Genomic DNA, 16012 nt, shown 5'->3' with positions numbered 1-16012 from the left:
GGAGCCACAACTATGACTACTCTTGCCAGCTTTGCGAATCCGATTTCTGTTATTCAACGCTCACCAACCAGTGGGGTGTTTGGCACAAATCAGTTCGTAGGAGACAAAGAGGGATTTGTACAAAAGGTGCTCGGAAAGTGGTACTGCAATCCAGGGAATACCATTCCCGTTGAGAGCATGTCCCACCTTGAGCAGGCGGAGAAACTGTATGACTTCTATGTCAAGTATCTCCAAGTGAAAGAAAAGATCTCTGTGAACCTTGGCCGGGTGCTGCATAAGCTGTACAGCACTGGTTCTATCAAGGAAGCAGAGATCGTGCTTGAAGCAATAAAGGCTCAGGCTGGCGTAACAGCTTGAGCAATCTACTAACCCTAAACCGGGTGCATCCGCCCGGTTCGGGACGTGGTGCGCCCCCAAACTATTTGGAGTGCATCATGGAAAAACATAACCTCAAATCCGGATTCAGCATCTATTTCGCTGACGTCCATTTCGAGAAACAAGTCTACGCATTCGGCTCAGGACTTGGCTTCACCTCTGTGATTTACGCCTACTCGCTGGGCCGAGATCCGGAAGAAGCTGAGAAGCTGGCGCTTGAAAAGTACGACTCTGACGAAACGAAGGTGAAGAAGGTGCATGTCAATCTGGCTCGCAGCCAGGACATCAACCGCTACACCTTCCCTGAACAAATGGCTGGCTTTGCTAATGCCATTCAGTCTCACGGCATCGCTGTGAACTGAGAACCACTTTAAACCCATCGGGGCCATTACTTCCCGATTGGGACGGTAGTGGCCTCTCAACCGAAAGGAGAGAGCTCATGGCTACTATCGTAAACACCAAGTTAGGAGAACATCGAGGCAAGAAGCGCGTCTGGCTGGAAGGCCAAAAGCTACTGCGTGAAGGTTACTATCCTGGCATGAAGTATGATCTGGAGCTGAAAGATTCCCAGGTTGTGCTTCGCGTCAAAGAGGAGGGTAAGTTCACCATCAGTAAGCGCGAGCGCAATGGCCGGGTGTCTCCAATCATCGATCTGACCGTGCAGGAGCTTGCTACCGTTTTTGACGGTGTAGAGATGCTCCGCGTGTTCATCCGTAACGGCGCAATTGTGATCTCTGCTCACCATCAACAAGAGCGAGTGATCGAGCGCGTCAACCGGCTTATCAGTAAGCTGGAGAATGGAGAATCGCTTTCGGTATGCAGCCTCTTTCATGGGGGTGGTGTGCTTGATAAAGCGATTCACGCCGGTTTTCACAAGGCGGGAATTGCCAGTGCCATATCTGTGGCCGTGGAGATGGAAGGGAAATATCTCGATTCGTCTTTGGCAAATAACCCGGAGCTTTGGAACGAAGATTCTATTGTTATCGAATCGCCAATCCAGGCTGTGAATCTCAGCAAACGCCCACCACAGGTGGATGTTTTGATGGGGGGCATACCGTGTACCGGCGCGTCAAAGTCAGGTCGCAGTAAGAACAAGTTGGAGTTTGCCGAATCGCATGAGGCGGCAGGTGCCATGTTCTTCAACTTCCTGCAATTCGTAGAAGCGCTAAACCCAGCCGTTGTGCTGATTGAGAACGTGCCTGAGTACCAGAACACCGCTTCGATGGAAGTGATTCGTTCGGTGCTCTCTTCGTTGGGTTACTCCCTACAAGAGCGCATTCTCGACGGCAATGAGTTTGGGGTTATTGAGCGCCGCAAGCGTCTTTGTGTTGTTGCGCTTTCCCACGGGATCGACGGGTTTGAACTTGAGAAGGTTCAGCCTGTTCGCACCAAGGAAAGTCGCATACAGGACATCCTGGAGCCAGTTCCGCTCGATTCTGAACGTTGGAAGTCATTTGACTATCTGGCTGAGAAGGAGTTGAGAGACAAAGCTGCTGGCAAGGGGTTCTCTCGCCAGCTTCTGACTGGCGACGATGAGTTTTGCGGCACCATAGGTAAGGACTATGCAAAATGCAGAAGTACCGAACCTTTCATTGTTCATCCAGAACAGCCGGAGTTGTCTCGCATCTTTACACCGACAGAACATTGTCGAGTGAAAGGGATACCAGAGGAACTCATCCAAGGTCTGTCGGACACTATTGCCCACCAGATTCTCGGGCAATCGGTAGTCTTTCCCGCGTTCGAGGCTTTAGCCCTCGCATTAGGGAACAGCCTGTGGAGCTGGGTTGGAATGATGCCAATCATGGTCGAAGTCGTGGATGAATCACAGCCGGTGATCGGTGGTGAAGACTTCCATTGGGCAACGGCATTGGTTGACGCAAAGGGCACTCTCAAGCTGTCACCGGCAGCGAAAAAACAGGGGATGCCCTTCAACATTATGGATGGTCAATTGGCTGTCTATTCACCTAACGGAACTAAAAAGAGCTGCGGCCATGAGCCTTGCGAATATCTCCCGGTAATGATGTCCGGAGACGCAATCATGGTCACTTCATCTTTGGTTCATTAGTAACTCACCGGGGCAATGCCGAAAGGCCTTTGCTCCGGCCTATCCGAAAGGAGAGTAATCATGAAAATCGAAACTGTTGTGCCTTTACCTCCCGAGGATTCAGGCCTTCAACACTGCATTGCCAGGTTCCATAACCGCAACATGGATTCCAAGCGAAAAGACAAGACCCGTTTTTTCAGGAGGGAGCCGGTTATGATCGTAAACCCAGAGACCAAAGCAAAGGTTCTCCGGTATGCGATGGGCAACCCTGGGAATTTATCCATCACAAAGCTGGCGGTCGCGCTGGATTACGATGCGGTAGATGCTCTGGGTGTTCGTTTTAAAGACACTGTAAATCTTGAGGTTCGCAGAGCCAGGCGCTGGGAAGTCTGGCAGTGGTTCTGGAACCATCCGGATCAAAGTGTCCAACTGTCAATCAAATTGGGCGTGGTTGGCGCTGTGTTGGGAGTCATGGGCTTCCTGACTGGCGTAGCTCCGTACCTCTTGGGATAAACCAATAAAGCCGTTAACGGGCAATGTAAGTCCGGAGACGGCTTGCATTGCTCTCTCGAAAGTGGAGAGTCAAATGAACACATTAGAACAACTTGTAAATCAGAGAGTGCTTGAGGAAGGTCTGAAAAAGGCGAAGCCATTGGCCGCGCAAATGGGGCTTGAATCTGTACCTGATGAGATGCTTGAAATGATCTGCCCAAACTTGAACTACTCTGGGCAGTTTACGCCAGCTCTGTACGCGAGATTTCAAAGCGTAAAGCGATTACTGAAAGAGTTGTCGGAACAAACCTCACCTAAGCACGGGCATATTGTGAAGTTTACCAACCAATATGGGAGCTACGATGAGTCAGCTTTGCTGTTCAAAGAAGGCGACGTCAGAAACCAGAACTTGGTTGCTTGTGTGGGCGGGAAGACGCTAAATCTCGGAGAGCTAGAGCTTCGAGATTATGGGCTCAATATGCACATCGGTTGCGGTGGACCATTTGAGCCGATCTCAGAAGCGCAGATTCAGTCCTTGTCTGAGTTTGACTTCTATGAGACGACCTACAGATTCTGGGGCCAGAATCCATGTGGAAACGGGATGATAGACATCACCGTCCCTATGAAACGTTGGTTCTTGACTGTGTAGCTTCAACCTGAGTGCGCCGAGAAATCGGCGTACCGGCCCCTTAAAAAGGGTAATCAGCGCAGGGGGAAACCCCGCGCTTTCCCAAGCATCTCGGTTTCCCAGGGTGCTTCGGAAAGTGCCTTAGGCGCTCAAGTGCGGTAGCTGGCTGCCAAAAACAAACAGCAAATTATCAACCCTGACGGGAGCACCTCCTGTTAGGGGGGCTCCGTCATAAACTGAACGGAGATATAGCATGTCTAAAAACGTCAACGATGTTTTTTCAAACCGAACTTCTTTGGAATGTACTGTAAATGCAGCGCTGGATCGTCGTATCGGTCTGCGTGTCGGGTTCCCTCATTACAGAGAAGGAGCAAACGGTGTGGTTTGTGAGATCGAAGCAGAGTACCCATTGCTCAACACTCATTCGAGTGTTGCATGGCCCCTGCTCGATGAACTCAACAGTTACACCATCCAAAAAAACCAATCGCTCATTGATCACATTGATAATGCGGTCGCTGAACTGTTGAAACACAAGGCTCGTCTACAGCTTGATATTCAAAAGCTGCAAGACGGTGACATTGATCTGGTGAAACAGGCCAAGCAGCAATACGAAGACAACCAGATGTCGAGTAGCAGCTAGTTCTGAATCGCCACGGATAATCTAGACACTTCCGAGCCGTTGATAATACTGGTTTTCATATTCTGTCGGTGACATCTGATCGCTAGAACCATGCCGACGCTTACTGTTATAAAACATTTCGATGTAATCAAAAATATCGCTGCGGGCTTCTTCCCGCGTTCCGTAGAGCTTTTTCTTTATCCGTTCGCGTTTCAACAACTGGAAAAAGCTTTCTGCAACCGCATTATCATGGCAGTTACCGCGACGGCTCATGCTGCCCTCCAGGCCGTGTGATTTCAGGAACGACTGCCACTCATGGCTTGTGTATTGACTGCCCTGATCCGAATGAACCAGCACCTGTTTTTGGGGATTACGCCGCCATACAGCCATCAGCAGTGCGTTCAGGACAATGTCCTTTGTCATCCGGGATTGCATGGACCAGCCGATAATTTTGCGTGAGAACAGATCAACAACCACGGCAAGATACAGCCAGCCTTCGTGGGTCCTGATGTAGGTTATGTCCGTTACCCAACGCTCATCCGGAGCATCCGGATTGAACTGTCGCTGGAGCCTGTTGGGCGACACGATACTGGCTTCGCCTTTACGTGCTCGCGGGCTCCGGTATCCAACCTGAGCCTTTATCCCGACACGTTTCATCAGTCGCCAGACTCTGTTCACTCCGCACTGTTGCCCGCTGTCCCGCAGATCCAGATGGATTTTGCGATAACCATAGATGCATCCCGATTCCAGCCAGAACTGTTTAATCTGTCCTGTCAGTCTTAGGTCTGCCTGATGGCGTTGTGAATGCGGCTGCTGAAGCCAGGCGTAAAAACCACTGGGATGAACATCCAGCACCCGACAGAGCAGGCGAACAGGCCAGCAACAGGTGTTGTCACGGATAAAGGCGTACCTCAGTCGGACAGCTTTGCGAAGTACGCCGCGGCTTTTTTTAATATGTCCCGTTCGTCGGTAACCCGCTTCAGCTCTTTCTGGAGACGGCGGATCTCGGCCTGAGCATCTGACTGTTCTTTATTAGTGGAAGAATCCGGACCGTACTTCTTTATCCAGGCGTAAAGGCTGTGGGTGGTGATATCGAGACGTGTTGCAACGCTGGCAACAGAATAACCGCGATCAACAACCTGTTTGACTGCTTCAATTTTAAACTCTTCGGGATAACGCTTACCGCTCATGGGCACCTCTCTTTAAGCCATCTTAAATGACTCTGAGGTGTCTGTTAAACCCGTGGCGATTCATTCAGGTCTGATAGCCAGGATTCAATTTTAACCCTACCGGGGTGCTTTCCCGGAAGGGATGGGCACCCTGCTAATCCAGGAGGCCCTATGCAACAAACATTAAACTTTGATCTATCAGAACAACCCATCCCAGTGCTTTTGCGTGGGGATAAGTGGGATTCTGTTTGGTCAGAACTGACTGATAACGAGGATTTGAACTTCGTTGATGCCAGTAGAGGAACCAGTCTGTCATCGTTGATCACGTCATCGGTTGAGTCCATTCACACGGCCTTAATTGATGGGTGGACCATGATGATCGGCTATTCCAGTGGTAAAGATTCTGAAACGGTCTTGCACCTGTTCCTGATGGCCCTGATCCGGGCTGTAAGGAGTGGGGCGACCATCAGCCAGCACCACTTCATCTTGCACACTGACACACTGATCGAAAGCCCAGAGGTAAGGTGGCTGGCGGATCAGAAACTGGCCGAGCTGGAGCGTTTCATTGCGAAGGAAAACCTTCCTCTGACCATCGTTCTAGCAAAGCCTGGGATCTCGCAGAGTTGGACGGGCCGAATCCTTACTGGGAGGGGGTTGCCTACGTTTTCCAACTCCACGGCCCGCCAGTGTAGCCAGGATTTAAAAATCACCTCTGCCAAAAGAGCGAAGGCAGCTTATATGCGAGAGCTTCCCAAAGAGGTTCGACAGAAAGTCTGCCTTTTGCTGGGCAGTCGTGATGCTGAAAGCACTATTCGTGCGGCCAACATTGCAAAACAGCGAGGAAGCTCAGATCGCGTCATTAAGACGAAAGATGGGGGTGAGCTGTATGTGGTGAAAAACTGGTTGGCGAGTGATGTCTGGGAGTTCTTACTATCCGCTGGCATGGGCTCAGCATATCCTCTGCCAAGTTACTTGGAGAGCAATGTCACTACGGCAGAGCTTTACAAGGCGGCAACAGGGGAGTGCGTGTGGTCGGCAACAGAGAAGAAGGCCAGTGACGCCTGTGGCGCTCGCTTCGGTTGCTGGGCTTGCCAGGCTGTTGGGTTGGATAAGTCAATGGAGACGTTGCTTGCCACGGACCCTGAAAGGCATGGCTATATGTCGGGGCTGAACCGCATCCAGCGCTACTTGGCAAAACGCCGGTACGCATGGGAAGACCGCCATCCCGTAGGTCGAACGATTTACGAGGGCGGATACATCAAAATACAGCCGGACGTTTACAGTCCTGTTTTCCTAGAACGATTGCTTCATGTCTGTTGCAGCATGGACTACATGGAGCAAAAGAGAGCTGATGAGCTGGCATACAAGCTGGCTACTGGTCAAGCAGAGGATAACGACTGGAACCGTCGAATGGCAGAGCCACAATTCCGGATCATATCGGAAGAGGCTTTAGTCCATATCGACTTCATGTGGGCCTTCCATCATTTCAATGATAAGCCTTTCCATGCCCTGGAGATTTACCACAGGGTTTGGTCGATGGGTGATCTGGACTTGCTGGAAGACGAGCCGCAGTGTGAAACCGTTCCTCAGTCACCAATTCCGAAGCCATTGTGGTTGAAGGTTGGTCGCTGGGGCGATGGTTCGCTTTCTGATGGCTTGGCCGATCCGTTAGCGGAAATGGCTTACTTTGACGGCGGGGATGACCCGTTGGCAGCGCAAGTGATCAATACCGCAGACGGAAAGAGAAGGGTGGTTTGCTTCGCAGAAGATGATGAAGTGAAAGTCGATCCCGACTCCGCTGCGTTCATCATCTGGAACGAATACCCGCGACTAAGGGAGTCTGTACTAAAGGGACATTATACGCCCGGTAGTGCAGCGCAGTTCTACCTTCGGTTCGGAGCAATCCAGCTTGCGAAAGGAAAAGGCGCTTTGTATCACCGTATGATGCAAAGAGGTCAAACCTACCACCAGATGGGCCTTACAGGGCTACAGACGATGGAAGGAATCCAACAGCGCAAGGATGTCAAAGTGCTTAGCGATGCTAAGTACAAAGATCTGGTGAAGCGAAAAATCAAGGGAAGACTGGCAACGGTACGCTGGTGGGTCAACTTGCACTTAACGTTCAAGTACCATCTGCACCACCGTACTCCGACGGGGTTGTTCATCGAGAAGCAACTTGACCAGGAAGCAATGGAAGAACAGAAACGGCATCAGGAGCGATGGTTTAACTACGTGACTGACGCGATGCTTTGTTACTCCAGCGCATTCTGTATGAGCGTCATGGAAGGGCGAGAGGGGAGCGGAAACGCCAACATTCGTCGTTACATGGCCGCGACCAGAAGGAAGGCTTATACGGCCCTCTGCGAGCTCTTGGACAATACTGACGCCCAGTGGGTGAATGATGTGGTCCAGAGTGCCGTAGGGCAGTATGAGGCGATACAGGCAGCCCTAACCGAAGGTTCCGCGCTTGCTATCTATCTCGACTGGATCAACCTACTGTCAAAACGCCATCCAGCCTCTTTGGAGCGACATGTCAGAACGATGATCAAGGCGGTTCAACGCTTACATCGCCGCGACGACACAGAGTTGCAAAGAGGACAGCAAGGCTTGTCCTTGGCCGCATAAAAAGCCCTCCTTCGGGAGGGCTTTTTCTTTTGCACCCCAAAAGGGCAATTACAGCGTTTTACCCTTTTAGGTGGCTGTCATACTCTTTGTTCATTGTCAGCGCTTGCTGGCTATAACGGTAGCTGGCCCAAAACAGCAATAACCTAACCCCTCGGGAGGAAACCCCTCCTGGGTTCTCTCCCACAAACAAAGGAGAGAAGCATGAGCCTAGACAAGTTAAGTCGGCTGGTGGACCAACAACGAAAGACCCAGGATGAAATCGACAATGAAATCATTCTGGCCGTCAAAGAGGTGTTGGCTACAAACTCAGTCGGTTTAGCCCGTGAGCTTGTTGGGGGTGTCCCGCAAGATCATCCATTCCATCCGTTTTTACTCGCTATAGCTAAGCAGCTTGACCCGAGATAACTAAGTAACCCAACCGGGTACACCAAGGCCCGGTCGGCTTTGGTGTACCTCCAACCAATTTTGGAGGCACTATGTCTAATTCAAATTTCGGCTTTCTAGCTCTGGCCTTGCGCCAACGCCTGATCAAACGCTGGTCACTGATGCACTCTGTTCAACCGGAGTCTGTGTTGGAACACAGCGCTGTTGTTACCCTGCTTTCCTACCTGGCTGGCAATATTGCCATTCAGCAAGGGAAGTCGGTGGATCTGGCAGTCATGCTTGCTCATGCTTCGTTGCATGATGCAGCCGAGGTTCTCTGTTCGGATGTTGTAACACCGGTCAAGAAAGCAAACGCTGTTTTGCAGCGTGAGTTTGAACGACTGGAAAAGGCCGCAGAGGACAAACTCATCCAGACTCTTCCCGAAGAACTCCAGGATGCAGTCGCCATAGCCTTCGCTCCCGGTGGCTATGAACAATCACTGGTTAAGGCCTGTGATACCTACTCCGCTTACATCAAGTGCAAACTTGAGGTGGCCGCAGGTAATGGCCTTGAGTTCCAGGATGCTCTCAGCAAAATGGAACGTGTTGTTGCTCAGGTGAAATCGGACTTCCCGGAAATCGACGCTCTGGACAAATGGTTTGGTAACGGACTCGGCCATTCAGTAGATAAACTGCTGGCAGGGGGTAACGATGACTAATCCAATCCCTGGCGACATCAAGATTAAGGACTTTGGCCGCGACCGGAAATTCCGTTCGGTTGATGAGCTTCAAAGCACTTTGTCAGAACAGTACAAAGGTCAGCATGTCAGCATCGTTTACCCTGCAAAGCCCAGCGGTTTACTCCGCACGGTTTTTGTCAGTGTCGATGATGCTGGTGGCGTGAATCGAACCTATGGGGACCAGTCTCCTGTCGATTTTTCTGCCATCAAAGATGACCTGTATGTACCAAGTGACCTGTAGGAGAGCACTAGCTATGGTGGTGATCATCGTAAACACAGGACACTATGAGTTTATCGGCCTTGGTGAGACCCACGGACAAGCCACAGAAGGGCTTTTGAAACGCTGGGACGAACACTGCGAACGTAATCCGGATGCTGAGTCTGGTTACATGCAGGAGCTGATAGAAGAAGGAAGCGCACAAGTTGTCGAGATGGAGCCCGGCTCCGCCGTAATTTACGGACTTGACGGCTAAGCCTTCTCAACTAACCCACTCGGGCGCATCATCCCGAGAGGGTGTGGTGCGTCCTAACCAAAAGGAATGCACTATGTCTAACTTTGAACAAGCTCTGGAGCGTACTGACGGTAAAACACTGATTCTCAGCAATGGGAGTAAGTGGGCAGGCCAAGACCCGGACAGCATTCAGACTTTACTGGATGTCCTGGGTGACAACGTTCTTGACCCGATGTTTGAGCAGTATCACTGTTATCGCCCATACCCGTTTGAACCAATGGTGAGGACGGGGCGAAATGGCGAAATGTTCCAGCCTTGGCTTGGGGCAGCCTGCTTCTTTGGGAACTTCCTGACCGTCTCTCATGTTTTCAACATCATCACGAAAGATGACGGTGTTGTTGAGGCCTTAACAGAGGCGATCCGGAAGAATATGGCGACTGAACAGTACCAGCAGAATGCCTATGAGCGTTATGCCGGTTGGTTCTACGCTGAAACCAGCGAAGGGTTAAGGCTAGTCTCTCCAAGTGAGGCTGCCGACATCCGAGCTGGCGCAGTTTCAAAGCTGCGTTACCCAAGAAACTTCGAGGTTATGAAAACTGCGGTTCTCAAAGGTCCTCGATTTGATACTGAATTAAACCGCAAGGCTTCTTAACCCAAACATTAACCCCACGGGGGACATCGGTCCCTGAGGGGATGGTGTCTCCCTCTGAAATTAAGGAGATACCAATGATTAAACAGCATTTTCAAAACGAACTGGTTAAGTGTGGATACCCGGATGATCTGACGATTGAGTACAGTCTCGGATACTGCCAGGGGGATGGCGTAGCCTTCTACGGGGATTTGAGCGTTGATGACGTCAAAGCTCTCATGAATCGCCTATTCAGCACTGAGCCCGGCCAAGTGGATGCTGTCAGCCGCGTGAAGAACCTGATGGCACAGAAAGACATTGAGAATATGCTTTCTGTCCTCCGCGAATATGGTTCCTGTGACCTGTCCATTACTCGGAATAGTCACGGGCATCACTACAGCCATTGGAACTGCATGAACATCGACGACAACGTGGACTTCACAGGGATCTTCCCTGATGATGATTCCATGATTGGCACCGGCATTGAAGGGATTAACCAGGATATGGTCGAGCGCTGGCAAGACCTCTGGGAACGCTTTGTGCTGGAGCTGGCGGATGATGTAAAAAGTCTTTCCAAGAAGCTCGAAGCGGACGGGTACTCGCTGATCGAGGCCTCTCCATGCGAAGATGAAGTGGTTTGGGAACGGGCCACTGAAAACTACCTGGTGCGTGTTACTGAACTCCCTGAGCGGGATTTCGATATGGGCCACTGGGATGACGAAGTAAGAGACCAAACAATTTGTTCTATCCTGGAAGGGAAAGAGCGAGTGCTTGGCCTACGTGTTGAGGTACTCTCTCGTGAAAACGAGATTGTCCTGGGTGAAGAGAGTCTGCACGGCTTGACCGTTGCCAGTGATGACAAGAGCTACGCTGGCTACAGACGAGAACTTCTCCGGGGCGCTATCCAGCAAACCAGGGACTTTTTCTCTCGCCACCTCAAAGCGGCATAACAAGGCAGGGGGAAACCCCTGCTTTACTTCCCAAGTCTTCTTACTCATGGTTAAGCCATCAGTAAGCAGATTTTGTCCTCCCTGAGGGCGAAAGCGTGCGATAGCTGGTCGCCAAAAACAAACAGCAAATTAACGTTAATTTATTAATCCCTGCGGGAGTCTATCTCCTGCTGGAGATACCTCCCGTTATTTCTGGAGGTATCCATGAACAAATTCCAAGACTTTAAGTTGGTTTATCGTCAAGGTGGTCGTCGCTTAGAGCGTGTCTTTAAGGACACTCTTTACGCGAATGTGAAGCGTGTCGCTGACTCGTTTCCTCCGACCGTTCTTTGGCGCATTCAGCCAGCGTAAAACTCGGAACCTTAAAGCTCGGCTTTGGCCGTGACCTTTCAATAACCCATGCGGGTACACTTCCCCGCACGGGGTAGGTGTACCCATTAACTTTGGAGTACACCTTATGAACCAAGTAGCTAAATTGGACCTCGCCCAAATCCGTCAACAAGCCATCAATGATGGTCTGCTGGTGGACCAATCTTCCATCGGTAAACAAGCTGGTTTCCTGACCAATGTGGCAGTGACCCCGGCAATTGTCGATGGAGTATTTGGTGCAGATGGTAAGCACTCGGTAGAAGACTTCCTTTTCATGTTTTTGCAGCTTTGTGTTGCTCAAACAAAGGTCGCTTTTACCGACAACAAGAATTGGGGAAAGATTCGTCTTTATTACCCCATGCCCACTGTAGATGGCTTTTTCAAACCCACTGAGGTTGTGATTAAGTCAGATCCTGTAACCGCAGATGTCACAATCATGATGGCCTCGGAAGATGGCACTCATTTGTGCTTGTGATATTCACAAAATTCGCCTCCGTTTCGGGGGCGACCTTTTTAAACCCCTCGCCGGGGAGTTCTCCCCGGCTGGGGAGCCTCCTTGGCACATTCTCCCGGTGTCGGGGTTTCCTTAAAACCCTGGCGACGGGGGTTTAAGGAAGCCTCGATGCTGGGGTTCACGCTAAGGAGAAAACCTATGTCTTACTACAAAGCTGACACCGTTCGTGAAGCTGCAAACGGAAACTGGCTATTCATCCTGGCGGCCCTAGCGCCCCATCTTGAACCAGCTCTCCGTAAACCTGGTCGTCATGTTTCTTGTCCTATCCACGGCGGGAAAGATGGCTTCCGACTGTTCAAGGATGCCCACCTGACTGGTGGCGGCGTATGCAATACATGCGGTGCCAATCATGATGGTTTTGAGCTGCTGATGTGGCTCAATAACTGGGACTTTAAACAGTGCCTGAGCGAGGTTGGTGATTATCTGGGCGTTGAGAAAGAGCAACCCCAGTATCAACAAGCCGCTGCACCGACACGAGCTCCTGTCCAGGCCAAAGCGCCTGTTCAGCAAGAGCCTATGAAGGTGAATAACAAGGTTCTCGATTCCAAGAATCGTAAAAAATCCATTGCCGGTACTCTGATTGCCCACGGTAAAGCTCCTTATGAGCATAACGAAGACAACGAGCTCAGCTACTTTGCCTTCATCCGTGACAAGAGCGGTTTGGAACGCACCATCTGGGGCGTGGATCTTGAAAGAGCCATTGGTGAAAGTGAAGCCAAGTATGGGGATGAGATCGTCATGACAAACCTCGGGCGCGAGCCTGTAACTGTCGTCGTTGAAGTTAAGGACGAGCAGGGGAATGTTGTGAGAGAACAACCTATGCAAACGCATCGCAACACCTGGCTGGTGGAACGTCGCGGCGCTACGGTAACGCAGTTCCGCGCTCGCTCGAACGGTGGTGTTGAGCCGGTGAGTCACCATGTTGAGTCGGCCCCTGTGGTCAACCGCACGGTAGAAGCTCCGGCACCGCAAGTACAACATGCGGCCACACAACCGGAAGAGCAAAGCAGCGAAAACAAGCCGAAAGTTGTTCCGATGTTTCGTGAACAACCTAAGCCTTGGCTGCTTGAGCTCCAAGAAGAAATGGAGAAGAGAATGGAGCGCGAACGCGCTTACAGTGCTCGTCTCCGTGAGAAAATCGAGAAGGTATGGAACGAGTGTTTGCCGTTCTCCAGTCATGTGACTGAGCCAATGCGTCTGTACTTCAAAAACCGCGAGCTTCTGTTCAAGGTTGATGAAGTAGAAAAAACAGACTGTCTGCGGTTCAATCCGGCTATGGCCTACTACGACGAAGATGGCAATGAAGTTGGGAAATTCCCGGCTATCGTCTGCGCTATCCGAGATGTGGAAGGCAACCTGGTAACGCTCCACCGCACCTATCTCACCCAAAACGGTAAAAAAGCCAAGGTCGGCAACGCCAAGAAGATGATGCCCATTCCTGACGGTTTGGATGTCAATGGCGCGGCCATCCGCCTCGGTGAACCGACTGAGGGTATCCTGGGTGTTGCAGAAGGGCTGGAAACAGCCCTGTCAGCTTATCGAGTCACTCAAATCCCGGTTTGGTCAACGGTCAATGCGACCCTGATGGAGTCCTTCGAGGTTCCAGAAGGTGTTCACACCGTACTGATCTGGGCTGACAAAGATAAGTCTGTGACTGGTGAGAAGTCAGCGAACGTGCTGAAAGCCAAGCTGGAGAAGCGCGGCATTCGTGTGTACGTCCTGCTGCCTAAACTCCCGATCCCGCCCAGAGCGAAAGGGATTGACTGGAACGATGTCCTGATGAGTCAGGGAAGCCTCGGTTTCCCGAATGCTCGCTACCTGCGCGATTTCATTGCGAGAAGGAGAGCTGAGTATGGCCGTCATTGATGTCTCGAAGGTTGATACAACGCCTGGTAACGACGCGGTGTGCCCCTTTTCTCCCCCTGAGGGGTGGGAGGGGGACTCTGCGGCCTACGTTGAGCTTATGCGGTCTCGGTATCGTCATCTGATGCACGGCCAGAGAATGATGGTGACAGCCTCCTTCGCAAGAAGGGAGCCTATCCAAGTTACTGGCCCGTTTGCTGATGAAGCGACGAAGATCATTAACTCAATGAAGATGAACAAGGCGAAGCCAACAGCTTTGTCTGCCTAAAACTTTAACCCTGAGGGGGTGTTCATGCCCTCTCGGGCATGATTCGCCTCCTCTTCAACTATGGAGGTAATCATGAAAAAGTTTTTGCGTATTAAGACGTGGTTTGTGCGTCTTTTCTCTCCTGACAAGAAGACTCTGGGAGCTATCGGTGAAGACCTGCGTAAGGTCGCCGTAACAGCCATCGGTGTCGGTATTGTAGGATTGGCTGTATCTGGGGACACTATAACCGTCAAAGAAGCCGGTTTGGTGTTGGTCATTGGGGTTATCCTGTGGATCTATGGTATAATCTTAACCAAGGTCAGCAATTCCTAAGGGGGTCAAATGGACGCTTTCACATTAGGCATGTTGGGGTTGCTCATTTTTTTCACTGTCGTCACTGGCGGCAGTCTGTATCTCTACCATGAGAAACAGAAGGAAAAAAAGCATCACAACGCCTAAAGAGTAACTGCGATAATGAACGTAAAGGCCAGCAATAGCTGGCCTTTTTTTATACTTGCAGTTTGAAGTGTTACATGTCACGATGAAGTTGGTGTGACATGTAACGGTAAAGGTGTTTTTTTGAAAGTATCCAATGAAGATGCTCAGGCTACGGCGATCTATCTCCTCAGAGCTGCTTCGCGCCCAGCTTTCTGGCGTGACGTCCCATTCGATAAGAAACTTGAAGCCGTGGACAGCCTGAACAGCATGGGGCGATCACCATCAGAACTCACTGAATGGATTAATAAATATCTGACAGCAGAGCAAATCAATAAACTCGGGACATCAATTAGGCAACGTCGCAGAAGGGGATATGGTGTTGGTAAAAGCATAACTATAAGCGATAAAGCCCACAGGATTTTGAAGCGGTTGGCAGAAGTCGATGGTTGCAATTTGTCAGAAGTGATAGAGAAACGCCTAGCCCGAGCTTATAAAAATACTTGGGACCACAAATAGAGTGGCACTAGGGGTTGCATTTTTAAAACCCGTGGTAGCATCTAAATGAACCCTAACGAATAGGGGTGCTGGCGGCGATGCCGACCATTATCCCGATAATGGAGAAATAGACCATGATGACACTGACTACTGTCTCGAAGAAAACTTCTAATAATTCAGCCCTTGTATTCTGGCGCGTTGGTACAAAACGGAAAGGCATCCTTGATGTTCGTATTGATTTTGACAACGAGGAGGCAGATCTTTTGGCTGAGCTCGTAGCCATTCGCTATCTGGCGCTGGACAAACAGGTTTTTTGCAGAGAGCCAGGTGCTGGTGCTGGTTACAAGCTGGTGGTATCCAAAGGTGCGATTAAAAAGCTGGCGCTGGGCAAATCCACCAAGGAGTTTGCATTCAAGTTTGCGGCTTGCCTCACTGGACGTTTAAAGGGCGCTACTATTGAAGTTTCGCAGAGCATGGAGTTTATGGATGAGCCGGGTGAGGGCAACGTTGAGCTCCTCGATGTGGACAAGCAAGCCTATACTCAAACCCATGACGAAATCTCTACACCGGCCATTGGTCCCGTCCTTGTTACTCAACATGCCATCGATCAGTATCAGGCCCGGATAACCTCTGGAGACCCTAAAAAACCGTGGGCCTCACTCGTTGGTCGCCTCCAGCATCCAGAGTTACAGGTTCAACCCTTTGACGAGAAAGTGGCTCGCCATAAAGCCAGAAAGTATGGCCGCGTAGATAACGTGGAAGTCTGGGGCCATAGAGATTCCAAGTTCAAGTACCTGATGGTGATCAACGACGACAACCAAAAACGTGTTCTTGTCACAGTGTTTGAGCGAAATGAGTAACCTGCTTCTCATTTGTTCTGAATACACAACCTCTCCAAATCACGTATTCATACCCTAAAAGGGCAAAAACGCAGTCGTTGATAACGACTCTCCCACCTGAAAATAGCTCCAGCATAAAAACTGGAGCTGTAAATGAGATCG

At 50.7% G+C, this 16012-nt stretch carries 22 protein-coding genes; 21 read left to right on the top strand and 1 reads right to left on the bottom strand.

The genetic code is table 11. From position 1 onward, the window contains the following. Positions 1–12: 12 nt before the first annotated feature. From CYG50_RS00945 to CYG50_RS00920, 6 genes are all read left to right on the top strand, one after another. Complete coding sequence (locus tag CYG50_RS00945; RefSeq protein ID WP_000209093.1) at positions 13–357, top strand: hypothetical protein; 345 nt, start codon at positions 13–15, stop codon at positions 355–357. Positions 358–434: 77 nt separating this feature from the next. Beyond that, a complete protein-coding gene (locus CYG50_RS00940; RefSeq protein ID WP_000410925.1) occupies positions 435–737 on the top strand; it encodes a hypothetical protein in 303 nt (100 codons plus the stop codon). Between the two features lie 77 nt (positions 738–814). Further along, complete coding sequence (locus CYG50_RS00935) at positions 815–2440, top strand: DNA cytosine methyltransferase (RefSeq protein ID WP_000201432.1); 1626 nt, start codon at positions 815–817, stop codon at positions 2438–2440. Between the two features lie 60 nt (positions 2441–2500). Continuing rightward, complete coding sequence (locus CYG50_RS00930) at positions 2501–2932, top strand: hypothetical protein (protein ID WP_000687894.1); 432 nt, start codon at positions 2501–2503, stop codon at positions 2930–2932. A gap of 73 nt (positions 2933–3005) precedes the next feature. Beyond that, positions 3006–3560 (top strand): hypothetical protein, encoded by a 555-nt coding sequence (locus CYG50_RS00925; protein WP_001093868.1) that lies wholly within the window; start codon positions 3006–3008, stop codon positions 3558–3560. A 232-nt stretch (positions 3561–3792) separates the two neighbouring features. Further along, positions 3793–4179 carry a hypothetical protein gene (locus CYG50_RS00920; RefSeq protein WP_000042274.1) on the top strand — a complete coding sequence of 129 codons (387 nt, stop codon included), beginning with the start codon at positions 3793–3795 and terminating at the stop codon, positions 4177–4179. A gap of 21 nt (positions 4180–4200) precedes the next feature. Here the strand turns inward: CYG50_RS00920 and CYG50_RS00915 are convergent. Beyond that, positions 4201–5348 (bottom strand): IS3 family transposase gene (locus tag CYG50_RS00915; RefSeq protein ID WP_096043117.1). Its coding sequence is split into 2 segments (ribosomal slippage): positions 4201–5111 and positions 5111–5348, totalling 1149 coding nucleotides; the frame shifts between segments, so codons are not numbered across the junction. 150 nt (positions 5349–5498) lie between these two features. Between CYG50_RS00915 and CYG50_RS00910 the strand changes: the two genes are divergently transcribed. The 15 genes from CYG50_RS00910 (at position 5499) to CYG50_RS00850 (ending at position 15871) form a co-directional block, all read left to right on the top strand. After that, complete coding sequence (locus CYG50_RS00910; RefSeq protein WP_001187970.1) at positions 5499–7952, top strand: adenine nucleotide alpha hydrolase family protein; 2454 nt, start codon at positions 5499–5501, stop codon at positions 7950–7952. Positions 7953–8153: 201 nt separating this feature from the next. Continuing rightward, the gene (locus CYG50_RS00905) at positions 8154–8357 is read left to right on the top strand and encodes a hypothetical protein (protein ID WP_000050848.1); all 204 of its coding nucleotides are present in this window, start codon (positions 8154–8156) and stop codon (positions 8355–8357) included. Between the two features lie 71 nt (positions 8358–8428). Further along, complete coding sequence (gene yfbR, locus CYG50_RS00900; RefSeq protein WP_000071870.1) at positions 8429–9034, top strand: 5'-deoxynucleotidase; 606 nt, start codon at positions 8429–8431, stop codon at positions 9032–9034. Continuing rightward, positions 9027–9296, top strand: a complete 270-nt coding sequence (locus tag CYG50_RS00895; RefSeq protein WP_000184110.1) for a hypothetical protein — start codon at positions 9027–9029, stop codon at positions 9294–9296. The genes yfbR and CYG50_RS00895 overlap by 8 nt, the downstream gene beginning before the upstream one ends. 13 nt (positions 9297–9309) lie before the next feature. Further along, positions 9310–9528, top strand: coding sequence for a hypothetical protein (locus CYG50_RS00890; protein WP_000260293.1), 219 nt, complete (start codon positions 9310–9312; stop codon positions 9526–9528). A 73-nt stretch (positions 9529–9601) separates the two neighbouring features. Further along, entirely contained in the window at positions 9602–10159 is a 558-nt protein-coding gene (locus CYG50_RS00885; protein WP_000064431.1) for a pyruvate dehydrogenase, read from the top strand. A 74-nt stretch (positions 10160–10233) separates the two neighbouring features. Further along, the gene (locus tag CYG50_RS00880) at positions 10234–11085 is read left to right on the top strand and encodes a hypothetical protein (protein ID WP_000595210.1); all 852 of its coding nucleotides are present in this window, start codon (positions 10234–10236) and stop codon (positions 11083–11085) included. 204 nt (positions 11086–11289) lie between these two features. After that, the gene (locus CYG50_RS22810; RefSeq protein ID WP_001032042.1) at positions 11290–11436 is read left to right on the top strand and encodes a hypothetical protein; all 147 of its coding nucleotides are present in this window, start codon (positions 11290–11292) and stop codon (positions 11434–11436) included. A 106-nt stretch (positions 11437–11542) separates the two neighbouring features. Then, positions 11543–11929: a hypothetical protein gene (locus CYG50_RS00875; RefSeq protein WP_001077335.1), complete on the top strand. Its 387-nt coding sequence runs from the start codon at positions 11543–11545 to the stop codon at positions 11927–11929. Positions 11930–12106: 177 nt separating this feature from the next. Further along, positions 12107–13834, top strand: coding sequence for a DUF7146 domain-containing protein (locus CYG50_RS00870; RefSeq protein ID WP_000122923.1), 1728 nt, complete (start codon positions 12107–12109; stop codon positions 13832–13834). Further along, the gene (locus CYG50_RS00865) at positions 13821–14099 is read left to right on the top strand and encodes a hypothetical protein (protein ID WP_000268337.1); all 279 of its coding nucleotides are present in this window, start codon (positions 13821–13823) and stop codon (positions 14097–14099) included. The genes CYG50_RS00870 and CYG50_RS00865 overlap by 14 nt, the downstream gene beginning before the upstream one ends. Before the next feature lie 72 nt (positions 14100–14171). Next, positions 14172–14411, top strand: coding sequence for a permease (locus CYG50_RS00860; protein ID WP_000714162.1), 240 nt, complete (start codon positions 14172–14174; stop codon positions 14409–14411). A 9-nt stretch (positions 14412–14420) separates the two neighbouring features. Then, a complete protein-coding gene (locus CYG50_RS22805) occupies positions 14421–14537 on the top strand; it encodes a hypothetical protein (protein WP_000338626.1) in 117 nt (38 codons plus the stop codon). 120 nt (positions 14538–14657) lie between these two features. Further along, positions 14658–15032 carry a hypothetical protein gene (locus tag CYG50_RS00855; protein ID WP_000868821.1) on the top strand — a complete coding sequence of 125 codons (375 nt, stop codon included), beginning with the start codon at positions 14658–14660 and terminating at the stop codon, positions 15030–15032. Between the two features lie 113 nt (positions 15033–15145). Continuing rightward, positions 15146–15871 (top strand): hypothetical protein, encoded by a 726-nt coding sequence (locus CYG50_RS00850; protein ID WP_000988732.1) that lies wholly within the window; start codon positions 15146–15148, stop codon positions 15869–15871. The last annotated feature ends 141 nt before the right edge of the window (positions 15872–16012 follow it).

It is taken from the genome of Providencia huaxiensis, from assembly GCF_002843235.3.
Lineage (GTDB): Bacteria > Pseudomonadota > Gammaproteobacteria > Enterobacterales > Enterobacteriaceae > Providencia > Providencia huaxiensis.
This window is presented reverse-complemented; position numbering and strand designations above follow the sequence as displayed.

Bases quoted from the DNA above. Each gene is read 5' to 3' on its own strand.
- CYG50_RS00945 (WP_000209093.1), top strand. From the start codon at position 13: ATGACTACTCTTGCCAGCTTTGCGAATCCGATTTCTGTTATTCAACGC.
- CYG50_RS00940 (WP_000410925.1), top strand. From the start codon at position 435: ATGGAAAAACATAACCTCAAATCCGGATTCAGCATCTATTTCGCTGAC.
- CYG50_RS00935 (WP_000201432.1), top strand. From the start codon at position 815: ATGGCTACTATCGTAAACACCAAGTTAGGAGAACATCGAGGCAAGAAG.
- CYG50_RS00930 (WP_000687894.1), top strand. From the start codon at position 2,501: ATGAAAATCGAAACTGTTGTGCCTTTACCTCCCGAGGATTCAGGCCTT.
- CYG50_RS00925 (WP_001093868.1), top strand. From the start codon at position 3,006: ATGAACACATTAGAACAACTTGTAAATCAGAGAGTGCTTGAGGAAGGT.
- CYG50_RS00920 (WP_000042274.1), top strand. From the start codon at position 3,793: ATGTCTAAAAACGTCAACGATGTTTTTTCAAACCGAACTTCTTTGGAA.
- CYG50_RS00910 (WP_001187970.1), top strand. From the start codon at position 5,499: ATGCAACAAACATTAAACTTTGATCTATCAGAACAACCCATCCCAGTG.
- CYG50_RS00905 (WP_000050848.1), top strand. From the start codon at position 8,154: ATGAGCCTAGACAAGTTAAGTCGGCTGGTGGACCAACAACGAAAGACC.
- yfbR (WP_000071870.1), top strand. From the start codon at position 8,429: ATGTCTAATTCAAATTTCGGCTTTCTAGCTCTGGCCTTGCGCCAACGC.
- CYG50_RS00895 (WP_000184110.1), top strand. From the start codon at position 9,027: ATGACTAATCCAATCCCTGGCGACATCAAGATTAAGGACTTTGGCCGC.
- CYG50_RS00890 (WP_000260293.1), top strand. From the start codon at position 9,310: ATGGTGGTGATCATCGTAAACACAGGACACTATGAGTTTATCGGCCTT.
- CYG50_RS00885 (WP_000064431.1), top strand. From the start codon at position 9,602: ATGTCTAACTTTGAACAAGCTCTGGAGCGTACTGACGGTAAAACACTG.
- CYG50_RS00880 (WP_000595210.1), top strand. From the start codon at position 10,234: ATGATTAAACAGCATTTTCAAAACGAACTGGTTAAGTGTGGATACCCG.
- CYG50_RS22810 (WP_001032042.1), top strand. From the start codon at position 11,290: ATGAACAAATTCCAAGACTTTAAGTTGGTTTATCGTCAAGGTGGTCGT.
- CYG50_RS00875 (WP_001077335.1), top strand. From the start codon at position 11,543: ATGAACCAAGTAGCTAAATTGGACCTCGCCCAAATCCGTCAACAAGCC.
- CYG50_RS00870 (WP_000122923.1), top strand. From the start codon at position 12,107: ATGTCTTACTACAAAGCTGACACCGTTCGTGAAGCTGCAAACGGAAAC.
- CYG50_RS00865 (WP_000268337.1), top strand. From the start codon at position 13,821: ATGGCCGTCATTGATGTCTCGAAGGTTGATACAACGCCTGGTAACGAC.
- CYG50_RS00860 (WP_000714162.1), top strand. From the start codon at position 14,172: ATGAAAAAGTTTTTGCGTATTAAGACGTGGTTTGTGCGTCTTTTCTCT.
- CYG50_RS22805 (WP_000338626.1), top strand. From the start codon at position 14,421: ATGGACGCTTTCACATTAGGCATGTTGGGGTTGCTCATTTTTTTCACT.
- CYG50_RS00850 (WP_000988732.1), top strand. From the start codon at position 15,146: ATGATGACACTGACTACTGTCTCGAAGAAAACTTCTAATAATTCAGCC.